This window comes from Micromonospora sp. A202 (assembly GCF_006715105.1).
Lineage (GTDB): Bacteria > Actinomycetota > Actinomycetes > Mycobacteriales > Micromonosporaceae > Micromonospora > Micromonospora zamorensis.
Window position 1 is genome coordinate 5,986,369 of sequence record NZ_VFMP01000001.1, and the last position, 21,472, is coordinate 6,007,840.

The 21,472-nt window shown below is 72.7% G+C and carries 19 protein-coding genes and 2 pseudogenes; 7 read left to right on the top strand and 14 right to left on the bottom strand.

The window, feature by feature from the left end; translation table 11 throughout:
- The first annotated feature begins 3 nt into the window (after positions 1-3).
- Positions 4-1,023 carry a glutathione S-transferase family protein gene (locus FBZ33_RS27740; protein ID WP_141911209.1) on the top strand — a complete coding sequence of 340 codons (1,020 nt, stop codon included), beginning with the start codon at positions 4-6 and terminating at the stop codon, positions 1,021-1,023.
- Positions 1,024-1,032: 9 nt separating this feature from the next.
- Here the strand turns inward: FBZ33_RS27740 and FBZ33_RS27745 are convergent, their stop codons facing one another.
- Together FBZ33_RS27745 and FBZ33_RS27750 are read right to left on the bottom strand one after the other, a co-directional pair.
- On the bottom strand, positions 1,033-1,995 hold the full coding sequence (locus tag FBZ33_RS27745; protein ID WP_088950268.1) for a complex I subunit 1 family protein: 963 nt from the start codon (positions 1,993-1,995) through the stop codon (positions 1,033-1,035).
- Between the two features lie 242 nt (positions 1,996-2,237).
- Positions 2,238-2,834: pseudogene (locus FBZ33_RS27750) on the bottom strand (NADH-quinone oxidoreductase subunit C); the annotation flags it as partial.
- A gap of 106 nt (positions 2,835-2,940) precedes the next feature.
- Between FBZ33_RS27750 and FBZ33_RS27755 the strand changes: the two are divergent.
- Positions 2,941-3,987 (top strand): glucose 1-dehydrogenase, encoded by a 1,047-nt coding sequence (locus tag FBZ33_RS27755; RefSeq protein ID WP_185755425.1) that lies wholly within the window; start codon positions 2,941-2,943, stop codon positions 3,985-3,987.
- Positions 3,988-4,003: 16 nt separating this feature from the next.
- Here FBZ33_RS27755 and FBZ33_RS27760 read toward each other — a convergent pair whose 3' ends face one another.
- The gene (locus FBZ33_RS27760) at positions 4,004-5,320 is read right to left on the bottom strand and encodes a DUF2252 domain-containing protein (protein ID WP_141911214.1); all 1,317 of its coding nucleotides are present in this window, start codon (positions 5,318-5,320) and stop codon (positions 4,004-4,006) included.
- Between the two features lie 285 nt (positions 5,321-5,605).
- Complete coding sequence (locus FBZ33_RS27765; RefSeq protein WP_141911216.1) at positions 5,606-6,187, bottom strand: NADH-quinone oxidoreductase subunit B; 582 nt, start codon at positions 6,185-6,187, stop codon at positions 5,606-5,608.
- A gap of 215 nt (positions 6,188-6,402) precedes the next feature.
- Here FBZ33_RS27765 and FBZ33_RS27770 point away from each other — a divergent pair, with 215 nt between their 5' ends.
- Positions 6,403-6,939 (top strand): RNA polymerase sigma factor, encoded by a 537-nt coding sequence (locus tag FBZ33_RS27770; RefSeq protein ID WP_255509054.1) that lies wholly within the window; start codon positions 6,403-6,405, stop codon positions 6,937-6,939.
- On the top strand, positions 6,932-8,134 hold the full coding sequence (locus FBZ33_RS27775; protein ID WP_141911220.1) for a hypothetical protein: 1,203 nt from the start codon (positions 6,932-6,934) through the stop codon (positions 8,132-8,134). Before FBZ33_RS27770 ends, FBZ33_RS27775 begins: the two co-directional genes overlap by 8 nt.
- A gap of 52 nt (positions 8,135-8,186) precedes the next feature.
- Here FBZ33_RS27775 and FBZ33_RS27780 read toward each other — a convergent pair whose 3' ends face one another.
- From FBZ33_RS27780 to FBZ33_RS27790, 3 genes are all read right to left on the bottom strand, one after another.
- Positions 8,187-9,668 (bottom strand): aminotransferase class V-fold PLP-dependent enzyme, encoded by a 1,482-nt coding sequence (locus FBZ33_RS27780; RefSeq protein WP_141911221.1) that lies wholly within the window; start codon positions 9,666-9,668, stop codon positions 8,187-8,189.
- 27 nt (positions 9,669-9,695) lie between these two features.
- Positions 9,696-11,108, bottom strand: a complete 1,413-nt coding sequence (locus FBZ33_RS27785) for an MFS transporter (RefSeq protein WP_141911223.1) — start codon at positions 11,106-11,108, stop codon at positions 9,696-9,698.
- Positions 11,109-11,254: 146 nt separating this feature from the next.
- Positions 11,255-11,569: an MGMT family protein gene (locus tag FBZ33_RS27790; protein WP_141911225.1), complete on the bottom strand. Its 315-nt coding sequence runs from the start codon at positions 11,567-11,569 to the stop codon at positions 11,255-11,257.
- Positions 11,570-11,582: 13 nt separating this feature from the next.
- Between FBZ33_RS27790 and proB the strand changes: the two genes are divergently transcribed.
- Together proB and FBZ33_RS27800 are read left to right on the top strand one after the other, a co-directional pair.
- Positions 11,583-12,740, top strand: coding sequence for a glutamate 5-kinase (proB, locus tag FBZ33_RS27795; protein ID WP_099848740.1), 1,158 nt, complete (start codon positions 11,583-11,585; stop codon positions 12,738-12,740).
- A 90-nt stretch (positions 12,741-12,830) separates the two neighbouring features.
- Positions 12,831-14,072 carry a glutamate-5-semialdehyde dehydrogenase gene (locus tag FBZ33_RS27800; RefSeq protein ID WP_141911226.1) on the top strand — a complete coding sequence of 414 codons (1,242 nt, stop codon included), beginning with the start codon at positions 12,831-12,833 and terminating at the stop codon, positions 14,070-14,072.
- 56 nt (positions 14,073-14,128) lie between these two features.
- Here FBZ33_RS27800 and FBZ33_RS27805 read toward each other — a convergent pair whose 3' ends face one another.
- The 5 genes and pseudogenes from FBZ33_RS27805 to FBZ33_RS33835 all read right to left on the bottom strand — a co-directional run.
- Positions 14,129-14,983 (bottom strand): prenyltransferase/squalene oxidase repeat-containing protein, encoded by an 855-nt coding sequence (locus FBZ33_RS27805; protein ID WP_141911228.1) that lies wholly within the window; start codon positions 14,981-14,983, stop codon positions 14,129-14,131.
- 146 nt (positions 14,984-15,129) lie between these two features.
- The gene (gene moeZ / locus FBZ33_RS27810; protein ID WP_088950282.1) at positions 15,130-16,311 is read right to left on the bottom strand and encodes an adenylyltransferase/sulfurtransferase MoeZ; all 1,182 of its coding nucleotides are present in this window, start codon (positions 16,309-16,311) and stop codon (positions 15,130-15,132) included.
- A gap of 123 nt (positions 16,312-16,434) precedes the next feature.
- Positions 16,435-17,256 (bottom strand): DUF3152 domain-containing protein, encoded by an 822-nt coding sequence (locus FBZ33_RS27815; RefSeq protein WP_141911230.1) that lies wholly within the window; start codon positions 17,254-17,256, stop codon positions 16,435-16,437.
- Positions 17,257-17,358: 102 nt separating this feature from the next.
- Positions 17,359-17,610, bottom strand: a complete 252-nt coding sequence (locus FBZ33_RS33830; protein WP_370453051.1) for a DUF3152 domain-containing protein — start codon at positions 17,608-17,610, stop codon at positions 17,359-17,361.
- 73 nt (positions 17,611-17,683) lie between these two features.
- A pseudogene (locus FBZ33_RS33835) lies at positions 17,684-18,034 on the bottom strand (DUF3152 domain-containing protein); the annotation flags it as partial.
- Here FBZ33_RS33835 and FBZ33_RS33840 point away from each other — a divergent pair.
- Entirely contained in the window at positions 17,928-18,179 is a 252-nt protein-coding gene (locus FBZ33_RS33840; RefSeq protein WP_370453052.1) for a hypothetical protein, read from the top strand. The pseudogene FBZ33_RS33835 and the gene FBZ33_RS33840 sit on opposite strands and share 107 nt — an antisense overlap.
- A 37-nt stretch (positions 18,180-18,216) precedes the next feature.
- On the opposite strand, the gene FBZ33_RS27825 is transcribed toward FBZ33_RS33840, so the two are convergent.
- On the bottom strand, positions 18,217-19,191 hold the full coding sequence (locus FBZ33_RS27825) for an alpha/beta fold hydrolase (protein ID WP_141911232.1): 975 nt from the start codon (positions 19,189-19,191) through the stop codon (positions 18,217-18,219).
- 23 nt (positions 19,192-19,214) lie between these two features.
- On the bottom strand, positions 19,215-21,389 hold the full coding sequence (locus FBZ33_RS27830) for a hypothetical protein (protein WP_370453108.1): 2,175 nt from the start codon (positions 21,387-21,389) through the stop codon (positions 19,215-19,217).
- Positions 21,390-21,472 lie beyond the last annotated feature (83 nt).

Here is a 21,472-nt window from a genome sequence, read left to right on the forward strand (position 1 = left end):
GACGTGGGCGAGGAAACAGGCGGGAAGTACGTCGAGCCGGGTGGCGAGTTCACCCGCGACCAGCGGTACATCGCCACTCGGATCACCGAGGACGGGCGGGACGGGTACCCGGTGGAGCCGGGCCGGTACCGGCTGGCGGTCAGTCGGGCCTGCCCGTGGGCCAACCGCCTGATCATCGTGCGACGGCTGCTCGGCCTGGAGGACGCCATCTCGATGGCGGTGGCCGGCCCGACCCACGACGCACGGAGCTGGACCTTCGACCTCGACCCGGACGGGCGGGACCCGGTGCTCGGCATCGAGCGCATCCAGGAGGCGTACTTCAAGCGCTTCCCCGGCTACGAGCGCGGCATCACCGTGCCGGCGATCGTGGACGTGCCGACCGGGCAGGTGGTGACCAACGACTACGCGCAGATGAGCCTCGACCTGTCGACGCAGTGGCGCGCATACCACCGCGACGGCGCTCCGCAGCTCTACCCGGAGCACCTGCGGGCGCAGATCGACGAGGTCAACGCCGTGGTGTTCCGGGACGTCAACAACGGCGTCTACCGGTGCGGCTTCGCCGGCAACCAGGAGGCGTACGACAAGGCGTACCACCAGCTCTTCGACCGGCTGGACTGGTTGACCGAGCGGCTGACCGACCAGCGTTACCTGGTCGGTGACACCATCACCGAGGCCGACGTGCGGCTGTTCACCACCCTGGTCCGCTTCGACCCCGTCTACCACGGTCACTTCAAGTGCAACAGGCAGAAGCTGAGCGAGATGCCGGTGCTGTGGGCGTACGCCCGGGACCTGTTCCAGACCCCCGGTTTCGGCGACACCATCGACTTCGACCACATCAAGCGGCACTACTACGAGGTGCACCGCGACATCAACCCGACCGGGATCGTGCCGCTCGGCCCCGACCTGTCGAACTGGCTCACCCCGCACGGCCGGGAAACGCTGGGTGGCCGCCCGTTCGGCGACGGCACCCCGCCCCCGCCGCCGGCCGAGCCCGTCGACCCCGCCCACACCCCGCTGCGCTGAGCGGCGCCCCTACAGGGCGACGCGGACGGCTGCCGTGAGGACCAGTTGGGCGAGGGACGCTGGCACCAGCACCAGCCAGCAGAGCCGCTGGAGCTGGTCCTCACGCAGTCGGGGGTAGGACACCCGGAGCCAGATGATCACGAAGGACACGGCGAAGACCTTCAGCAGCGTCCAGAGCCAACCCAACTGGTCGTCGGCGAACGGGCCCTGCCATCCGCCGAGGAACAGCACAGTGGTCAGCGCGGCGATCACCACGATGCCGACGTACTCGGCGAGCAGGAAGAACGCGAAACGCAGCCCGGTGTATTCGGTCATGTAACCGAAGACCAGCTCCGAGTCGGCCACCGGCATGTCGAACGGCGGCCGGCGGATCTCGGCCACCCCGGCGACGAAGAAGATGATCATCGCGGGCGCCTGCCAGAGCAGCCACCACGGTTGCCACGCCTCGACGATGCCCGACAGGCTGAGCGTGCCCGCCGCCATCGCCACCGACGCGGCGGCGAGCACCAGCGGCAGCTCGTAACCGAGCAGCTGTGCGGCACCGCGCAACCCACCGAGCAGGCTGTACTTGTTGGCCGACGCCCACGCCGACATCAGCACCGCCACCACCCCGACACCGACCACGGCCAGCACGAAGAACAAGCCGATGTCCAGAGGTTGCCCGACCAGGTCGTTCGGGCCGAGCGGGATGACCAGCAGCACCAGCAGGTAGGGCACCAGGGCCACCACCGGGGCCAGCCGGAACACCGCCCGGTCCGCCTCGCGTGGGGTCACGTCCTCCTTCTGCACGAACTTGACCCCGTCCGCGACAAGCTGGGCCCAACCGTGGAAGCCGCCCGCGTACATCGGGCCGAGCCGGCCCTGCATGTGCGCCATCACCTTGTGCTCGGCCTGGCCCACCAGCAACGGCAGGGTGAGGAACGCGACCAGCACGCCACCCACCCGCAGCACCAGCTCCACCCAGAGCGGCATCAGGTCGTACCCCCGTCGTCGTCGGTGCGCTCGGCGCGGGCCGGCGGGTCCGCGACCGGGCCGGGCGCCGGCTGGTCGGGTGAGCCCGGGCCGGCAGCGGGCGCGGGCTGCTCGGGCACGGCCGGGCCGTCGTCGGCCGCGGCAGACCGGGGAGTACGCGCCGGACGGGCCCCCGGAGCGGGCCGCGCCGGACGGTCACCGGCGGGTCTGGCCGGGGTGCCGCCACGCGGCCCCTCCCCCACTCCACCCGCGCCGGCCGGGGTGGGGGTGGGGCCCCACTCACCCGGAGCCGGAACACCCGGCGGGCGGATCGGTCGACGCCCACCGCCGGCCTCCGACTCGCCCGGTTCCTTCGCGCCCGGCCAGGGCTTGGCCACCCGGGAAGCGAGCACGAACTCCTTGCGCAGCGGGTGACCCTCGAACTCCGGGGGCAGCAGCAGCGGACGCAACTCGCCGTGGCCGGCGAAGCCGATGCCGAACATCTCGTGCGTCTCCCGCTCGTGCCAGGCGGCACCCGGGTAGACGTCCACCACAGAGGCGACAGTGGCCTCGGCACGCGGCAACCGGGTACGCAGCAGCACACCGTGCCGCAGCCGCGTCGACCAGAGATGCGCCACCACGTCGAAGCCCTCGGCCAACTCGTCGACGGCGGAGAGCCAGTCGAAGAAGTCGCAGGCCAGCTCGGTGTCGTCGCGGGCCGCGCGAACGGCGACCAGCCAGCTCTCCGGCGGCACGTCGACGGTGGCCCGGGCGAACCGCTGCCCGCCGGAGACCGACGGGGTCGCCTCGACCGGCGCGAGCAGCGCCACCAGCCGAGCACCGAGGGCTTCGGGAGTCATGCCGCTGATCCTAGTGCCGACCGGGCCCGGGCCCGGGCCGCCGCCGATGCCAGATGATCTGCCGGCTTTGGGCGCGGCGCAGCCCCCGGCGGGGAAAGATGAGGGCGTGCGCGCTGTGACTGTGAAACCCGGGGTCGCCAACTCGCTGAACCTCGTCGAGGATCAGCCGGAGCCGGCTGCCGAGGAAGGCTCGGTCCTGGTCGAGGCGCTGGCGGTGGGGATCTGCGGCACCGACCACGAGATCATCGCCGGAGAGTACGGCGAGGCGCCACCGGGGCGGGACCACCTGGTCATCGGGCACGAGTCACTGGGCCGGGTGATCGAGGACCCGAGCGGCACCATGCAACCCGGCGACCTGGTGGCCGGCATCGTCCGGCATCCCGACCCGGTCCCCTGCCCCAACTGCGCGGTCGGCGAGTGGGACATGTGCCGCAACGGCCAGTACACCGAACACGGCATCAAGGCGCTACCCGGGTTCGCCCGCGACCGCTGGCGGATCGAGCCCCGGTTCGCGGTCGCGCTCGACCCGGCGCTGGCCCAGGTCGGCGTGCTGTTGGAACCGACCAGTGTGGTGGCTAAGGCCTGGGACCACATCGAGCGGATCGGGCACCGGGCCGAGTGGCAGCCGCAGACCGTCCTGGTGACCGGGGCCGGGCCGATCGGGCTGCTGGCCGCGTTGCTCGCCACTCAGCGCGGGCTCACCGTCCACGTGCTGGACCGGAACACCGACGGGCCGAAGCCGGAGCTGGTCGCCGGGCTCGGCGCCACCTACCACACGGTGCCGGTCAACGACCTGCCCTTCGAGCCGGACGTGGTGATCGAGTGCACCGGTGCGCCCACCGTGGTCCTCGACGTCATGTGCAAGGCGGGCCCCACCGGGATCGTCTGCCTGGCCGGAGTGTCCAGCGGCGGCCGGACCATCAACTTCGACGCCGGCGCACTCAACCGGGAGCTGGTGCTGGAGAACAACGTGGTGTTCGGCTCGGTGAACGCCAACCGGCGGCACTGGGACATGGCCGCGCAGGCGCTGGCCGGCGCCGACCAGGTCTGGCTCGAGTCGCTGATCACCCGTCGGGTGCCGGTGAACAGGTACGCCGACGCGTACACCCCGGGGCCGGACGACATCAAGGTGGTGCTGGAGTTCGCGTCCTGAGCGACGCCACGCCCGATCAGATGCCCGGCAGCCGGCCGTTGCGGAACAGGTCGACGAAGAGCTGGTGGTCCTGCCGGGCGCGCACCCCGTACGCGTGGGCGAAGTCCACCAGGTGGGCGACGAAGCCCGGCTCGTCGGCGTCCACCGCCGCGACGATCGCCTCCTCGGTGGAATAGTCCACCAGGTCGTGACTGGACTCGTCGTCGGCGACCGAGTGCATCCGGGCCACCGCCCGACCGAGGTCGACGAGCACCCCGGTCAGTTCCTCCGGCTCGTTGACGTCCGACCAGTCCAGGTCCGCGGCGTACGGGGAGACCTCGGCGACGAGCTGCCCGGCCCCGTCCAGCTCTGTGAAGCCCAGCCACGGGTCGGCGTGCGCCTGCAACGCCCGCTGCGACTCGGCTGTCCGGTGACCCTGGTGCTGGAAGTAGCCGCGGACCGACTCGTCGGTGACGTACCGCGCCACCGCTGGCACCTGCGCCTGCTTCATGTAGATGACGACGTCGTTCTCCAGGGCCTGGGTGTGCCCCTCCAGCAGCAGGTTGTACGACGGCAGCCCGGCCGAGCCGATGCCCACCCCCTTGCGCAGCACCACGTCCTTGATCCGCGCCGCCACCGGCCGAAGCTGCGTCGAAGCGTTCGGCAGGGTGCCCAGGTAGTCCTGGAAGGCGGCACGCACCCGGTCCCGGGTGGCGTCGTCGATCTCGAAGACCCCGTCGCCGATGGAGAACCGTCGCTCGTAGTTATCGATGGTGGTCTGCGCGGCCAGCAGGTCGACGCGGGTGTTGAGCCGGGCCTGCTGGAGCACCCGGCGCAGCACACCGTCGGCGTTCTCCAGGGTGATCGAGCCGATCGCGTCGTCCCCTCCGGCGGCGATCGCCCGTAGCTCGGTCAGGTACGACCGGGCGAAGCCAGCCACCAGATCGCCGATCGCCGTGTCGGAGAGCGCCTTGCCGTAGCCGAGCAGCGCCACGCTGGCCGCGAGCCGCCGCAGATCCCAGGTGAACGGCCCGACGTACGCCTCGTCGAAGTCGTTGACGTTGAACACCAGCTGCCCGGAGGCGTTCATGTAGGTGCCGAAGTTCTCCGCGTGCAGGTCACCGTGGATCCACACCCGGCTGGTCCGCCCGTCCAGGAACCGGTCGTCGGCGAAGTCGCCGAGCTGGTCGGCGTAGAACAACGCCGCGCTGCCCCGGTAGAAGGCGAACGGCGACGCGGCCATCTTGCGAAACTTGCGGCGGAAGGCGGCCGGGTCGACAGCCATCGACGCGCCGAACTCCTCGGTGAGCACGTCGATGATGTGGGCGGACCGCTGGTCCACTGAGCTGCTCATGATGCGCAGGCTAGCCCGGCCCGGCCACCCCGGACGTCGGACAACCGACTTGTCCCCTTCGACCGGAAGGCCGACAAGGGCAGCTACGGGCAATCTCGTCACCGATGCTGGACCGACGCGAAGCAACCGGCCTGATCGGCGCCAGCCGCCATCACGGGAGGACCAGATACACGTGTCCAAAAAACGGGGACCCTACTCAGAGACCACGCTGGCCGTCGCCGCCTACGGCTGACCGGTTGCTCCCGGCCGCCGCTCGGGCTCGTCCAGGCGGTGGCCGGGCCGCCGTCAGGTGGCGGCGGGCGGGCGCACCGGCGCGGCGGTCAGGGAGTCGACGGAGCGTGGGGCGGCGGCCTCGCGGGGCGGTGCGTCCAGCGGCGCGGCCAGCACATCGCGTTGCGGCACACCGCCGATGCCCGACTGCTCGGCGGCGATCTTCTCCTGCAGGCGCAGGATGCCGTGCAGCAGCGCCTCCGGCCGGGGCGGGCAGCCGGGCACGTAGACGTCGACCGGGATGAGCTGGTCGACACCCTTGGTCACCGAGTACGAGTCCCAGTAGGGGCCGCCGCAGTTGGAGCAGGCGCCGAACGAGATCACGTACTTCGGCTCGGGCATCTGGTCGTAGAGCCGCTTGATGGCCGGTGCCATCTTGTCGGTCACCGTGCCGGACACCACCATCAGATCGGCCTGCCGGGGGCCGTGGGCGAACGGGATCACACCGAGCCGAATGAAGTCGTGCCGACCCATGCTGGTGGCGATGAACTCGATCGCGCAGCAGGCCAGACCGAAGTTGAACACCCAGAGCGAGTAGCGGCGCCCCCAGTTCAGCACGAACCGGATCGGCTCACCCAGCACTGCCGGTAGCTGCACGACCGCCCCCTTCCGTCCCCCACCCGACAGTCAACCACAGCAGCTCCGAGCCTCGTTCGTGGCTCGTCCCGGGCACGCGTGTCCTGGGCACGACAGCAACGCGAACAGCCCACCCCGCAACCTGCCGACGCGCCCGAGTGTGTGACCGATGCTGGCGACCACGCCGCCCGCGGCCACCACGGGGAGGACGAGTGCTTGTGACAAGAGAAGTACAGGTGGGCGGACGGCCACCGGACCCCCCGGGCAGCTCCGCACCGGCGGCTGCCGAACTGGTCTTCGACGACTTCTACCACGCCCACTTCCGTGGGCTGGTCGTGCAGCTCACCGCCTACACCGGTGACCGCGGGCAGGCCCAGGACCTGGTCCAGGAAGCGTTCTGTCGGGCGTACGCCCGCTGGGACCGGCTGGCCGGATACGAGGACCCGCTGGCCTGGGTACGCAAGGTCGCCTGGAACCTCGGCCACAACCGATGGCGGCGACTGCGGACCGCCCAGGCGTGGCTGCTGCGGCAGCGGGAGACGCACGTCGCCGAGCCCAGCCCCGACCGGGTGGCCCTCGATACCGCGTTGGCGAAGTTGCCGCCGAAGCAGCGGCGGGCAGTCGTCCTGCACTACCTCGCCGACCTGTCGATCGCCGAGATCGCCGCCCAGGAACGGGTCGCCGAGGGCACCGTCAAATCCTGGCTGCACCGGGGACGCGCGGCGCTGGCGACGCACCTACGCGACACCTTTGAGGAGGTGCGAGATGTCTGAGCAGGAGACCCTCGGCCTCGCCGAGGAATTCGCCCACTACCGCCGTACCGTGCTGGACAAGGTCGAGGTGCCCGGTCCCGCCGCCGTCCGGCGGACGGTACGAGGCCGCAACCGGCGCCGGTGGGGGGCCACCGCCACGACCGCGCTCGCGTTGCTCGGCGGCTCGGCCATCGGGTACGCGGCGATGAGCGGCCCGGACCACCGGCCGGGTCCGGTCGAGCCCACACCGAGCGTGTCGGTGTCGCCCACGCCGAGCGGCCTGGCGAGCCCGACTCCCAGTCCTTCCGTGACCAGTAGCGGCCCCGCCTCCGCCGCGCCCGACGGCCGGATCAGCCGGGCACAGTTGCTCGGCGCGTCGGTGACCCTGCCGGCGTGGCGGGCCGGACGGGGGTGCCCGACGTCGGCCGTACGGATCAGCGGCGACGACCGCGAAGGCGTCAACTGGCTCGTGGCGCTCGACCACGGCGACGTCGACGGGGACGGCGCGGTGGAGACCGTGGCGCTCGTGCAGTGCGTGCTCGGCACCAAGGGGCCGATGCAGGTGGTCGCCTTCGACCGGAACGAGGAAGGGAAGGTGGTCACGCTCGGCCGGGTGGTCGCGACCACCATCGACAAGCCGCAGTGGTTGTTCGCACTCGACGTGGTGGGCGACGGCACGGTCCGCGTGCAGGTCGGTGACATCGCTCCCGGGGGCGGCTGGCCCGCCGAGTGGTCACAGCGGCAGTGGCGGGGCTACCGCTGGAACGGCGAGACCTTCACCCAGGTTTCCGGGCCGACGACCTTCGGTCAGAACCGGCACGACGTCAACCTTGTCGTCACCGCCACGAACCTGGTGCTGGCCGAGACGCCGGACGGCTCTCGGGCCGGCACGGTGAACGTGCGCGTCCGCAACACAACCGGACTGGCCTCCTACGTGGCCCTGCGGCTCGGCCTGCCGGCGACGGTGCGCCCGGACGGCGATGGCTGGGCGGCCTGCCGCAACGATCCGGAGACGACCCGGGAACCGGTGACCTGCGACCTGAACGGGCTCGACGGCGGCAAGGAGGTCGTGCTCACGCTGGGCTTCCGGGTCGCGGCGGGCACCACAGTGGCTTCGGGCAAGGCAGACGTGGACGCGCGGCCCATGGACGCGAAGTTCGACTTCGTGGACGAGGTCTACGATCCGGACAACACGGTCGTTATCACCTACCGTTGAGCCGGTCCGGCCCGGTCCGCCGTCATTTGACGGCGGGCCGGACCGTGTGGCGTCACCAGGTGGGACGTTGCAGCAGGCCGACGAACTCGACCAGCAGCCGCTCCCGCAGCGCCGGCGGCGCGGCGTCGAGCAGCGTGTTGACCACCGCCATCCGCTCCGGCAGCGGCGCACCACCCGGCTCGCCGCCCATGCCCAACCCGGCGGCCAGGCCCTCGACCAGCTCCGGGGTCAGCGCGTCCGGGGTGAGGGCGCCGACCAGGGCCGCCAGCTCGGCGGGCAGCCGCACCGGACCCGCGACCAGGGCCGCGGCCACCGCGTCGGCCAGGTCCGGGCCGAAGTCGCCGACGCGGGGCGCCACCGAGGCGGTCACCGTGAGGTGCACGCTCGCCGGCAGGCCCGCGTACGACAGTTGGGGTTGGGTGTGCCAGCCACGCGCGGTCAGCTCGTCCACCAGGACGAACAGGTCGGGGCCATCCTCGGTGGCGGTGAAGCACACCACTGTCGACTCCGGCTCGGCCATCAGCCGCAGCCCGTCGACGGCGCGGACCGCGTCGGCCAGGCCGGCGACCGCGTCCCGGGTGACGGTGGCCAGTCGCAGGTAACCGTCGTCGCCGAGGTGCCGCACGGTGGCGTACGCGGCGGCGATCGGCCCGCCCGACCGGGTGGACGCGATCACCGGGTTGATCATCGTGTAGCCGGGCCAGTCGGCGTACGCGAAGTACTGCGGCGCTCGCAGCGAGGCGTCACGGTGCAGCAGCACCGACACGCCCTTCGGCGCGTACGCGTACTTGTGCAGGTCCACCGAGATGGACGTGACCCCGGGCACTGCGAAGTCGAACGCCGGCACCGGCTCACCGAGACGACGCAGGTACGGCAGGGTCCAGCCGCCGAAGCAGGCGTCCACGTGGCAGCGCACCCCGGCGGCGGCCGCGGCGGCGGCGATCTCCGCGACCGGGTCCACCACCCCGTGCGCGTACGACGGCGCGGAGCAGGCGACCAGCACCGTCTCCGGGCGGATGGCGGCGGCCATCGCAGCCGGGTCGGGACGCAGTGTGTCCAGGGAGACGGGCACGACGTCCATCGCCACCCGCAGGTAGTGCGCCGCCTTGGCGAACGCGGCGTGGGCGCTCGACGGCACCACGATCCGGGGCGCGGTGATCTCCGGGTGGGCGTCCCGGGCCGTCTTGACGGCGAGGATCAGCGACTCGGTGCCACCGCTGGAGACGCTGCCGACGACGTCCGGTGCGGTCGTGCCCGGGCCGGCGCCGAGCACCCGGCCGGCGGCGCCCACCAGCGCGTTCTCCATGGCCAGCAGGGACGGAAACGCTGTCGGGTCCAGCCCGTTGACGTGCGCGCTCTCCCGGTGTGCGGCGGCGGCCAGCTCGTCCAGCCCTGGCACCGCCGGGTCGTAGACGTACGCGAACAGCCGTCCACCGTGGGTCGGCCGGTCCCCGGCGCGCAACTGCCGAACCTCGTCGAGCGCGACCTCGGCCGCAACCCCGGCAGGCAACCCGGCCCTGGTCTCGTCGATCATGGGGTTATGGTGCCCTTCTCGTGACGGTCAATGGCTTTCGTCCCCCACCACAACTCCATGATCGACCCGATCGACCGGGGCGGCGAGTGCGGCGGTCAGCGCGGCGGGACTCAGGGTGTATCGGCGTAGCAGGAGGATCGGGGGCGCTATCAGCAGGGCCGGGATCAGCGTGAAGCCGAGGAGGACGCCCAGCCGGGCCGAGTCCGACTGGGCGGCCGCCGAGCCGGTGTCGGACGAGACGTAGCCGGAGATCTGGAGCACCAGCCCGTAGATGCCCGGGCCGAGCGCCAGGCCGAACGTCTCCCCGGCGGTCCACAGGCCGGTGAAGACGCCCGCCTGCCGTCGACCGGTCCGCGCCGTGTCGTACGCGATGCAGTCCGGCAGCATCGCCAGCGCGAAGACCTGCTGCCCCGCGTAACCGACGCCGATCGCCGCGACCACCAGGTAGACCACGACCGCCGGCAGCACTGGCGCGGCGACCAGGGCCAGCGCCCCGGCGGCGAGGATGACCGAGGCGACGACCAGCGCGGTGCGCTTGCCCAGCCGGGCACCGACGCGGGTCCAGATCGGCATCACCAGCAGCGCCGGCCCGACGAAGCAGACGAAGAGCAGGGTCGGCCCGCTCTCGTCGTCGCGCAGGATCTGCCCCGCGAAGTAGTTGACCCCGGCCAGGATCGTCGCCACCCCGGCGGACTGCACCACGAAGCAGATCAGCAGAGCCCGGAACGGGCGGTTGGCGCCCGCCACGGCGAGTTGGGCGCGTAGCGTCGGCTCGCTGCCGCCCACGGTGCCGGTGGGCGCGGACCGGGTGCCGAGGAACGCGCCGAGAGCACCGAGGGCGATCAGCGCCGCCACGAACAGGCCCATCCACCGGTGCCCGGCCACGCCGTCGCCGCCGGCGCTGACCACCAGCGGGGCGACCGCGCCGGACACCAGGATGGCCAGCGCCAGCACCGCGATCCGCCAGGTCATCAGGCGGGTGCGCTCGGCGTAGTCGTCGGTCAACTCCGCCGGCATCGCCACGTACGGCACCTGGAAGAAGGCGAACGCGGTGGCCGTGGCGAGGAAGGCGAAGGCCACGTAGGCGGCGGCGGCCGGACCGTTGCCGAACGGCGCGGCGAAGATCGAAGCGAACAGGATGGCGAGCGCGAGGCCGGCGATGAGCAGGTACGGCCGGCGGGCGCCCCAGCGCGACCGCGTCCGGTCGGAGATCCGCCCGGCGACCGGGTTGACCAGCACGTCCCACGCCTTGGGCAGCAGCACCAGCAGCGCGGCCATGCCGGCGGCCACGCCCAGCGTGTCGGTGAGGTACGGCAGCAGCAACAGACCGGGCACGGTGCCGAACGCGCCGGTCGCCAGTGAGCCGAGCGCGTAACCGGCGTGCACCGGTCGAGGCAGCGAGCCGGCGGCTGACGAGCCGGTGCCCGGCGGCGTTTTCATGGGGCCGAATGTTACTCACGTTATGCCGGACGTCACATCCCTCATCTGGCGATCAAGCCGCCGGGCCTCCCCCGTCCCGGCCGGACGGGGTGCTGTCGCGCCGGGCAGGTCCGCGCAGAGTGGCCGTCAAGCACGTTCCGCGTCGGTCACCCTTCCCGGTCCGGAGACCAACCGGCCGCCGCGATGTCCACGCGCTCGCCGCGCAGCGGCACCCCCTCGGCGCGCAGTCGGGCCCGCGCCTCCCTCTCGTGGCCCGGCGGCAGCCGGCCGGCGGAGGTCACCACCCGGTGCCAGGGCACCGAACCGCCGTGGCGGGCCATGATGTTGCCCACCAGCCGAGCCGAGGCACGGCCCGAGCGCTCGGCCAGGGCGTCGGCGACCCCGCCGTACGACATCACCCGGCCTTCCGGGATCCGCTCGACCAGGTCGAGTACCGCCTCGACGTACTCGTCAGGTGTCACAATCGGCCACCATATGGGAACGCCGCCGGGCGATGCGGCCGTGACCACGCAGAATGGGCGGGTGCGCGACGCAGTCACGACGGCCCGGCGGGTCGTCGTCAAGATCGGATCCTCCTCGTTGACCACCGCCACCGGCGGCCTGGCCGACGAGCGCGTCGACACGCTGGTCGACACCCTCGGTCGGCTCACCGCCGAAGGCCGCGAGGTGGTGCTGGTGTCCTCCGGCGCGATCGCCGCCGGCCTCGCCCCACTCGGCCTGATCCGACGCCCGCGCGACCTGGCCACCCAGCAGGCCGCCGCCAGCGTCGGGCAGGGCCTGCTGATCGGCCGGTACGCGGCCAGCTTCGCCCGGCACGGCCGCACTGTCGGGCAGGTGCTGCTCACCGTCGACGACGTGACCCGGCGCGCGCACTACCGCAACGCGTACCGGACCCTGCGCAAGCTGCTCGACCTGCGGGCGGTGCCGATCGTCAACGAGAACGACACGGTGGCCACCCAGGAGATCCGGTTCGGCGACAACGACCGGCTGGCCGCGCTGGTGGCCGCCCTGGTGCACGCCGACCTGCTGGTGCTCCTCTCCGACGTGGACGCGCTCTGGACCGGCGACCCCGCCAAGCCGCAGTCGACCCGGATCACCGAGGTCCACGGCGACGCGGATCTCGCCGGAATCACCATCGGCGGGGCCGGCCGGTCCGGTGTCGGCACGGGCGGCATGGTGACCAAGGTCGAGGCCGCCCGGATCGCCACCGGTTTCGGCATCCCGGTGGTGCTCACCGCCGCCGACCTGGCCGGTGCGGCGTTGGCCGGCGAGCCGGTCGGCACCCTGTTCCACCCGCAGCGGCAGCGCCCGACGGCCCGGCTGTTCTGGCTGGCCCACGCCACCTCGCCCCGAGGGCGGCTGCACCTCGACCCGGGGGCGGTGGCCGCCGTCGTCGGGCGGCGCAAGTCGCTGCTGCCCGCCGGCATCACCGCCGTGGACGGCACGTTCACCGCTGGCGACCCGGTGGATCTGGTGGACACCGCCGGCGCGTCGGTCGCCCGAGGGCTGGTCAACTACGACGCGGTGGAGCTGCCCGGGCTGCTCGGCCGCTCCACCTCCGAACTCGCCGCGGCGCTCGGCCCGGCGTACGAACGAGAGGTCGTCCACCGCGATGACCTGGTGCTGCTCTAAGGAGTCAACAGTGAGTGAGCGTCAGCGAACGGATCATCGGCTCAGGGCGGTGGTGCCTCAGGGCGGCACTGAGCGCAGCGGAGTGCCGGCATGAGCGTCAGCGAGCAGGCCCGACGCGCCCGGGTGGCGGCGGAGACGTTGGCCGTGGCCACGCGTACGGCCAAGGACGCCGCACTGGTGGCGATGGCCGACGCGCTGGTGGCGCGTACCCCGGAGATCCTGGCCGCGAACGAGACGGACCTGGCGGCCGGCCGGGAGGCCGGGCTGAGCGCGGCCGTGCTGGACCGGCTCGCCCTCGACGCGGGCCGGGTGGCCGGCATCGCCGACGCGCTGCGCCAGATGGCCGCGCTGCCCGACCCGGTCGGTGAGGTGGTCCGCGGCTCGACCCTGCCCAACGGGCTGGAGCTGCGCCAGATCCGGGTGCCGTTCGGCGTGGTCGGCATCATCTACGAGGCGCGACCAAACGTGACAGTGGACGCCGCCGGGATCTGCCTCAAGTCCGGCAACGCGGCGCTGCTGCGCGGGTCGTCCTCGGCGGCGCACTCCAACGCCGCGCTGGTCGCGGTGCTGCGGGACGCGGTCGCCGACGCCGGGCTGCCGGCCGACGCGGTGCAGCTGCTCGACGCCAGCTCCCGCGACTCGGTCAAGGAGCTGATGCGCGCCCGTGGCCTCGTCGACGTGCTGATTCCGCGCGGGGGCGCGTCGCTGATCCGCACGGTGGTCGAGGAGTCGACCGTTCCGGTGATCGAGACCGGGGTGGGCAACTGCCACGTCTACGTCGACGCCGCCGCCGATGTGGCTAAGGCCGTCGCGGTGACGCTAAACGCCAAGACGCAGCGCCTCTCCACCTGCAACACAGCCGAGTCACTGCTGGTGCACGCGAGCGTCGCCGACGCGTTCCTGCCGCCGATGCTGGCCGCTCTCGCCGAGGCCGGGGTGACAGTGCACGGCTCCCCCGAGGTGGCCGCCTACTCCGCCGCCGTGGTCCCGGCCACGGAGGAGGACTTCGCCACCGAATACCTGTCGGCCGACATCTCGGTCGCCGTGGTCGACTCGCTGGACGCGGCGGTCGCGCACATCCGCCGCTTCGGCACCGGGCACACCGAGGCGATCCTCACCGACTCGGCGAGCGCGGCCCGCGACTTCGTCGCCCGGGTGGACGCGGCGGCGGTGATGGTGAACGCCTCCACCCGGTTCACCGACGGGGGCGAGTTCGGGTTCGGCGCGGAGATCGGCATCTCCACCCAGAAGCTGCACGCCCGCGGCCCGATGGGTCTGCCCGAGCTGACCAGCACCAAGTACGTCGTCACCGGGGACGGGCACCTGCGCTGAGGCCTGCGTCAAGGTCCTCGGCCCGACCGAGGACCTTGGCAGGCTGTAGGCCGGCCTCAGCCCGACTGCGAGGCGGCTCCGGCCGTCGCGGGCCGGGCGGCCCGGATCGCGGACAACGTGGCGTGCACGTCGAACTGATGGCCGTCGTCGCTCTCCCAGCCGCCGTCGCTGCGCTGCGTCTCGGTCAGCCGGCGCAACGCCCGCACCATGATCCAGTCCTGCGGGTCGATGCCGGCCCGGCGCAGCGTGGATGCCAACCACGCCACGTCCCCCGGGGACATCTTCGGCATCCGTTCGGCGAGCACCACCTGGATCCGCGCCGACTCCTGGAACATCTCCTGCCGGTGCAGCACGGCCGCGCTCAGCCAGCCGGCGGCGAGGTACGAGGGCCAGCTACCGTCCGGGCGCAGCCGCGCGGCGAGCGAGTGGGCCGCCGCCTGCACCACCCCGGCGTACGCCCCACCGACCCGATGGTCGAGCGGGCCCGACGCGCGGGCGTCCAGGCCGGCGACGGTGAGCCAGAAACCGGCGTTGGCCGTCTGGAGGAACCCGGCCTCCGGATCGCCGGGCCGGGCCCATTCCGGGGCCGAGTCGGCCAGCGACGCGTCCTCGTCCCAACTGCCGTCGGCCTGCTGTCGCGACGCCAGCCAGTCGAGCGCCCGGCGAGCGGCGGGGCGGCCGAGCGCACCCAGGTCGTCCAACTCGGCGAGCCGGAAACAGGTGGCGTCGATCGAGGCCATCGCACCGCCCCAGGTGGCCGGCCACCCGCCGTCGGGTGACTGGCCGATCTCGGCCGTCTCCAGCAGCTCGGGGGGCACGGCGGTGCCGTTGCGAAGCCAGGAGAGGCGGGCTCGTTCCACCGCGTCCCCATGCGCCACGACGAACCCGATCGCCGCTTCCAAGTCGACCACGGCGGGAACGCTACCTGCGCAGACGCGATCCCGCCTCGGAGAATCGGTTGGCCCGGGGTAGCTGCGTCGCTCCGGGTGCCAGGGCCGGGCGGTGTCACGCGCGTCGATTTGCCGGGGCAGCGGTGTGGGCCACCCCGGCACATCGATCAGTACGCGGGCAGCGCCGGGTCGATCTGCTTGATCCAGGAGAGCACGCCGCCCTGCACGTGCACGGCGTCCCGGAAACCCGCCGCCTTGAGCGCGGCGAGCGCCTCCGCGGACCGGACGCCGGACTTGCAGTGCAGCACGATCTGCCGGTCTTGCGGCAGCTTCGCGAGGGCCTCGCCGGAGATGATGTCGCCCTTGGGGATCAGCGTGGAACCGGGGATGCGGACGATCTCGTACTCGGCCGGCTCCCGGACGTCGACCAGGAAGATGTCCTTGCCGGCGTCCTGCCACTCCTTGAGTTCGAGTGCCGTGATCGTCGCGTCGAGCGTCGCTTCCTGGGCCTCCTCGGAGACCGCGCCGCAGAAGTCCTCGTAGTCTTCCAGCAGGTCGGTGACCGTCGGGTTCTCGCCGCAGAGCGCGCAGTTCGGGTCCTTACGGACCTTGATCTTGCGGTATTCCATCTCCAGGGCGTCGTAGACCATCAGGCGGCCGACCAGCGGCTCACCGATGCCGGTGAGCAGCTTGATCGCCTCGTTCACCTGGATCGAGCCGATCGACGCGCAGAGCACACCGAGCACGCCACCCTCGGCGCAGGAGGGGACCATGCCGGGCGGCGGCGGCTCCGGGTAGAGGCAGCGGTAGCAGGGGCCGTGCTCGGCCCAGAACACCGAGGCCTGGCCGTCGAAGCGGTAGATCGAGCCCCAGACGTACGGCTTGCCGAGCAGCACCGCCGCGTCGTTGACCATGTAGCGGGTGGCGAAGTTGTCGGTGCCGTCGACGATCAGGTCGTACTGCGCGAAGATCTCGCGGACGTTCTCCCGGTCCAGCGCGGTGTTGTGGATCTCCACGTTGACCAGCGGGTTGATCTCACGGATCGACGCGGCGGCGGACTCGGCCTTGGACCGGCCGATGTCGGACACGCCGTGGATGATCTGACGCTGGAGGTTGGACTCGTCGACGGTGTCGAAGTCGATGATGCCGAGGGTGCCGACCCCGGCCGCGGCGAGGTACATCAGGGCGGGTGACCCGAGGCCACCGGCGCCGACACAGAGCACCCGGGCGTTCTTCAGCCGCTTCTGCCCGGTCACCCCGACATCCGGGATGATCAGGTGGCGCGAGTAGCGGCGGATCTCGTCAACGGTCAGCTCGGCGGCGGGCTCGACGAGCGGGGGCAACGACACGGTGGACTCCCCGGGATCGGCGGTGTGAACCGCGCCATTGTTGCTCGCCGGAGCCCTGCTCGGCCATGAGGGACGACACGTGGTCCGCGATACGGGAGCGGGAATAACCGACGACCCGGTCGATCAGGGGACGATGTCACCCGCGTAGCGACGGCCGTCGAGGTAGGGCCAGGCGTTGGCGACGCAGCCGTTCAGGCCGTACGTCTGCTGCTGCATCACCGGCGCGGGCTCCCCCGGCCCGGGGCAGGCCTCGTGCTCCTCGCCGAACTCGTGGCCCACCTCGTGGTTGATCACATAGGTGCGGTAGGTGTCCAGCGAGGCGCCGTAGTCGGGGACCGCCTCCATCCAGCGGGCCAGGTTGATGATGACCTGGCCGGGCAGGCGGCAGGAGGTGTAGCGCTCGGTGGTCAGCCCGCCCTCGGCGCACATCCGCTCGGACGTGACCGGGGTGGCCAGGTAGATGGTGAAGTCGGCGGCCCCCGCGTCGGCCACCCGTTGCACCCGCAGGTCGCCGGAGGCGATCCAACTGCGTGGGTCGCCCAGCACCTCGTCGACAGTGGCGGCGAACGCGTCGGCGTCCTGGCCGGTGCCACGTTCGACAGCGACCCGGTAACGGCGCAGCGGACCGTCCGCACCGTGCTCGGGTGTCTCGCCGTCGGCTGCGGTGAATCGTCCCGCTCCGACCGACGGATAGCTGGTGGGCACCGGGTGCGCGGGCACACCGCCCCCGTGACCCATGCCGCCCTGGGTCGTGGCGGGAGTCTCAGCTGGCGGCTCGCCGGTGCGGTAGAACGTCACGCCGATCGCGGTGGCGAGGACGAGCAGGCCGAGCAGCAGGCTGCGGCGGCGGCGTCGGCGCATCCGGACGAGCGTGGGACGCACGTACGCCGGACGGCCCGACGGGTCGGGCGGCTGGGGTGGGCCGTAACGGGACGACGGCGTCATGACGTCGAGCCTGCCAGATTATTCGGGCATTTCTCCGAATTCGCCGCTATTGCCGCAAGACGCCTGATGGAGGGCTGGAAGGTCGGCGCGTCGGCCCGTCGGTCAGAGGGCAGGACCGGCGTAACGACGCCCGTCGAGGTACGGCCACTGGTTGACCCGGCACCCGTTGAGGAACAGCGTCTGCTGCATCATCACCGGCGCCGGCCTGCCCGCCCCCGGGCAGCGCTCGTGCCGATGCCCGAGCTGGTGACCCACCTCGTGGTTCACCACGTACGTCCGGTAGACCGCCAGCGGCACGCCGGCCGAGACGAAGTGCGGCACGGACAGCCGCCACCGATCCAGATTGATGATCACCTGGCCGGGCGCGGCAGGACGTGTACGGCCGACCCCCGACCCGGATGTCCACCCCACCGTCGGCGCACATCCGACCCGCCGTACGGGCGGTGGCCAGGTAGACGGTGAAGTCGCGAGGCGCGGCCCCGGGCACCTGCTGAAGCCGCAACCTGCCGCTGTCGACCCAACTGCCCGGCCCGGCGAGCGCCGTCTGCACCGCCAGCGCGAACTCGGCGGCGTCCTCGTTGCTGCCCGACTCCACAGCGACCCGGTAACGCCGCAGCTCACCCGCACGACCCAGCACCGGGCCGGAACGGGCGTCGTAGCCGAAACCCCCCGTGCCGGCACTCGGAACCGCACCGGGCGCCCGCAGCACCGGAGACGGGCTGGACGCAACCGCCTCGGAGGGCGACGGGCTGACCGACGGCGGCAGTGGCGCGGCCACCAGCGGCGGCAGCGAGGCGATCTCGTCGGCGGCCAACCGGTCGGCAGCGGGATGCCCACCCGGCCCTTCGGCGATCACTGTTACCACCGCGCCGACAGCCAACACCACCGCCACCAGTTGGGCGAACAGCGCGAAGCGTCGCTGACGGCGACCGGAGAGGGGGGCTGAGCTGGGCATCCACGTCAGCCTGCCAGATCAGACCGCCTGGCGGTGTCCCCCGTTTCGGCGAGCAGGCCGACCACCGCCCGGGCAACCAGCCGGGGCACCTCCAACTGCGCCACATGACCGACACCGTCGAGCATCATCAGCCGACTGTCCGGGATGACCCGGGCGGTCTGCGGCGCGACCCGTACGTCGACCAGGCGATCCGCTCGGCCGCCCACCACCAGGGTCGGTGCGCGCACCGACTCGGCGAGGCGCCACAGCGAACCCGGCCCGGGCAGGTACGCCCGCAGAAAGCTGGAGACCAGACCGCGGAACGTCCGGACGTACGCGGCGGCGTAGTGCTCCGCCTCGTACCGGACCCGGATCTCCTCCAGCGCCTCGGCCCGGCGCTGGTCGCAGATGCGGCTCAGATCGGCGACGCACGCCTCCAGCACCTGCTGGGCCATCACCTCGGGAGCGAGCTGGGTGAGGTGCCGGGCGACCAGCCGTTCGCCGCGCGGGATGGCGAGCACCGGCAGCATCCGCCCCTGCAACGAGCGACGGAAGTCGAGGAACGGCAGCGCCGGGGAGATCAGGGTGAGCGTACGGACCAGGTCGGGCCGCAGCCCGGCCACCTGGACCGCGACCGTGCCGCCCAGCGAGTTGCCGAACAGGTGAACCGGGCCCCGACCAGAGTGCTCGATCCAGCGGACCACCAGATCAGCGAACGCCGGAATCGTGTAGCGGGGGCCCGGCTCGCTACGGCCGAAGCCGGGCAGGTCGATGGCCTGACCATCGAGCCGGTCGGCAAGCAACCCGGCCAGGTCGGTCCAGTTCTGCGACGACCCGCCCAGCCCGTGCACGTACAGTGCCGGCTCCGCGCCGGCGGCGGTGGCCGGGGTGTCCCGTACGTAGGTGACCCGGCCGTCGAGGCGGACCTCCCTGCCCGGCCACGGTGGCGGGACATGGTGGTCGGGAAGCAGGTGGTCCGGCCAGAGGGTGGCGCGTCTCATCGTTCCAGTCTGCCTCGGACCACTCAGGACAGCAGCGCCTCCAGCCGACGGTTCACCGCCGCGAGGGTCGCCCGGACCACCGCCTGCCGGGGATCACCGGCGACCAGAGCCGAGCCGGCGAGCTGCTCGACCCAGCCCTCACAGACGAGCAGTGCCACCACGGTGGCCACCTCGCAGTTGCCGAACGGCACCACCGCCGCGTGCTCGACGAAGCAGCGCCCCCGCTCGGCGTTCTCGGCGCCGCGCAGCAACTCGTCCACCGCGGCGGCGGCCGCGACCGCGCAGAGCCGCAGCACGTAGCCGTCCACCGCCGGCCCGGTCGCGTACCCGGAGGCGCTGTCGCCCCCGGCCAGCAGCCGGACCTCCACGTTCGCGTCCAGGCCGAAGGTGCTGACCTGCACATGGTCGATCACCACCCGGGGCCCCGGCGTGCCGCCGGTGTCCAGCGGTCGGGACGGCGCCGACTCCGTCGTGGTCACCTGACCACCGGAGTACGACGTGCCGAGCGTCGCCGGGCTCCCGGTCGCGCCACCGGCCGGCGCGGCCGAGACCGATCCCGGCTCCTCGACAGTGGCGCGACCCCGGTGTGGGGCGTTCGACCGGCGGCGGCGCGAGATGTCGCTGGCGGGCCTCTGCTCAATGCCTGCCGGCATGGCCTCCACCCGAGCACCCGACGGACGACCGCTCGTCGGCGTCTCGACCGCCCGCACCTCACCGGTACGCGCTTCGGCGCCGGCATCGCGTGCGGTCACGCTCTGCTCCGGGGTACGCCGTTCGGCGGCCCGGGGTTCGGCAACGCGACGGCGAACCGGCGGGGGCGGCGTGCTGGGCAGACCGGGCACGTTCTGCGGGGCGGCGGCCAGCCCCATCCGATCCTGAAGCAGCCGGGCCACCTGTCGGCTCACCTCGGCCGGGTCGGCGCCGTCGGCCAGGTCGAGTCGGAGACTGTGCGCTCCCGCCGGGGTACGACGCAGCGCAGCGTCGCGGACACCGGCCACCTCGCGGACGGCGTCCAGGATCGCGTTGACGTCGAACCCCTCGGGGCGCTCCCGCAACGGGGCTGGCTCGTCGTCCCGACGAAGGTGGGTGGCGATGCGGGCGAGTTCCGGAGTTTCGGCGGGTGGCTCCACAGCTGGCGGCTCCGGCACGACGGGCACGTCCGGTTCTGCGGGGACGCGCTGCGGCAGCACCACCGCTTTCGGGTCCGACTGCCGGGCGTCTTCGGCCGGTTCGGACGACGACGTCGGGTCGGGTGCGGATCGGCGAGCCGCATAGGGGGAGGCGGACACGGGTCCTGGCCGGTCGTGGGGCTCGGACCCGTTCGTGGCAGGGGGCGGAGTCGAGGCCGTCGAGGACGACGTGAGGTCACCGGGTGACGGAGCGTTGGTCGGCGCGGTCGGGCGGTGCGAGTCGACGGGAGACGGGCCGGGCAGGTCTGGTGTCGCCGGGCGGAGCCGGAATGGCGCGGTGGCCGGTCGGATCTCGGGCCGTGGCATGCCCGGGGTCTCGCCGTCGTCACCCCCACGGGGCATGGACGACTGGATCGCCCCCCACGAGGGACGGTCGACGGGGGTGGCGGGGATGCGGCCCTCGGACCAGTCCGGCCGTTCTTCCCGCGCGTTGCTCACCGGGCTGGTGGGCGGCCCGCCAGCCCAGGTGGGGCGCTCGGCGACCAGGGGCGGGCCCTCCGGAGCCGGTGGCGCCTCGGCCAGTGCGGGAGGTGGCCCGGCTGGCGCCGGCGGTGGCGCGTCGGTCGATGCCGCGCTGGCAGCCCAGGAGGGCCGCGTCGGCGGCGCACTGGTCGGCTCGGACTCGGCCGCACCGCCAGCCCACGACGGGCGGACCGACGGCGTACCGGTCGATGCCGGGTCGGAACCCCCGGCCCAGGACGGCCGCGCCGGTGGCGCACTGGTCGGCTCGGACTCGGCGGCACCGCCAGCCCACGACGGGCGGACCGACGGCGTACCGGTCGATGCCGGGTCGGAACCCCCGGCCCAGGACGGCCGCGCCGGCGGGCCACTGGTGGGCTCGGGATCGGCCGCACCGCCAGCCCAGGACGGCCGGTCGATCCGCGGCGTACGGCTGGCGCCGGACCCGGCCCAGGACGGCCGGTTGGCCGGCGGACCGCTGGTCGGCGTCGGGCCGCCTGCCCAGGCCGGGCGCTCCACGGCCGGTGGCGGCGTGCCCGGCGGGACCAGCGGCGGCGTGCCTGACGACGGCACGCCCGGCTCGCCGGTCGGGGGCTGGTCCGGGTCGACAGCCCGGAGCGGGCGATCGGCGG

Excerpts from the sequence above, each read along its gene's own strand:
- FBZ33_RS27785 (WP_141911223.1), bottom strand. The coding sequence starts at position 11,108 with ATGAAAACGCCGCCGGGCACCGGCTCGTCAGCCGCCGGCTCGCTGCCT.
- FBZ33_RS27815 (WP_141911230.1), bottom strand. The coding sequence starts at position 17,256 with ATGACGCCGTCGTCCCGTTACGGCCCACCCCAGCCGCCCGACCCGTCG.
- FBZ33_RS27825 (WP_141911232.1), bottom strand. The coding sequence starts at position 19,191 with ATGAGACGCGCCACCCTCTGGCCGGACCACCTGCTTCCCGACCACCAT.
- FBZ33_RS27760 (WP_141911214.1), bottom strand. The coding sequence starts at position 5,320 with ATGAGCAGCTCAGTGGACCAGCGGTCCGCCCACATCATCGACGTGCTC.
- FBZ33_RS27775 (WP_141911220.1), top strand. The coding sequence starts at position 6,932 with ATGTCTGAGCAGGAGACCCTCGGCCTCGCCGAGGAATTCGCCCACTAC.
- FBZ33_RS27745 (WP_088950268.1), bottom strand. The coding sequence starts at position 1,995 with ATGCCGCTCTGGGTGGAGCTGGTGCTGCGGGTGGGTGGCGTGCTGGTC.
- FBZ33_RS27800 (WP_141911226.1), top strand. The coding sequence starts at position 12,831 with ATGAGCGTCAGCGAGCAGGCCCGACGCGCCCGGGTGGCGGCGGAGACG.
- FBZ33_RS27780 (WP_141911221.1), bottom strand. The coding sequence starts at position 9,668 with ATGATCGACGAGACCAGGGCCGGGTTGCCTGCCGGGGTTGCGGCCGAG.
- proB (WP_099848740.1), top strand. The coding sequence starts at position 11,583 with ATGGGAACGCCGCCGGGCGATGCGGCCGTGACCACGCAGAATGGGCGG.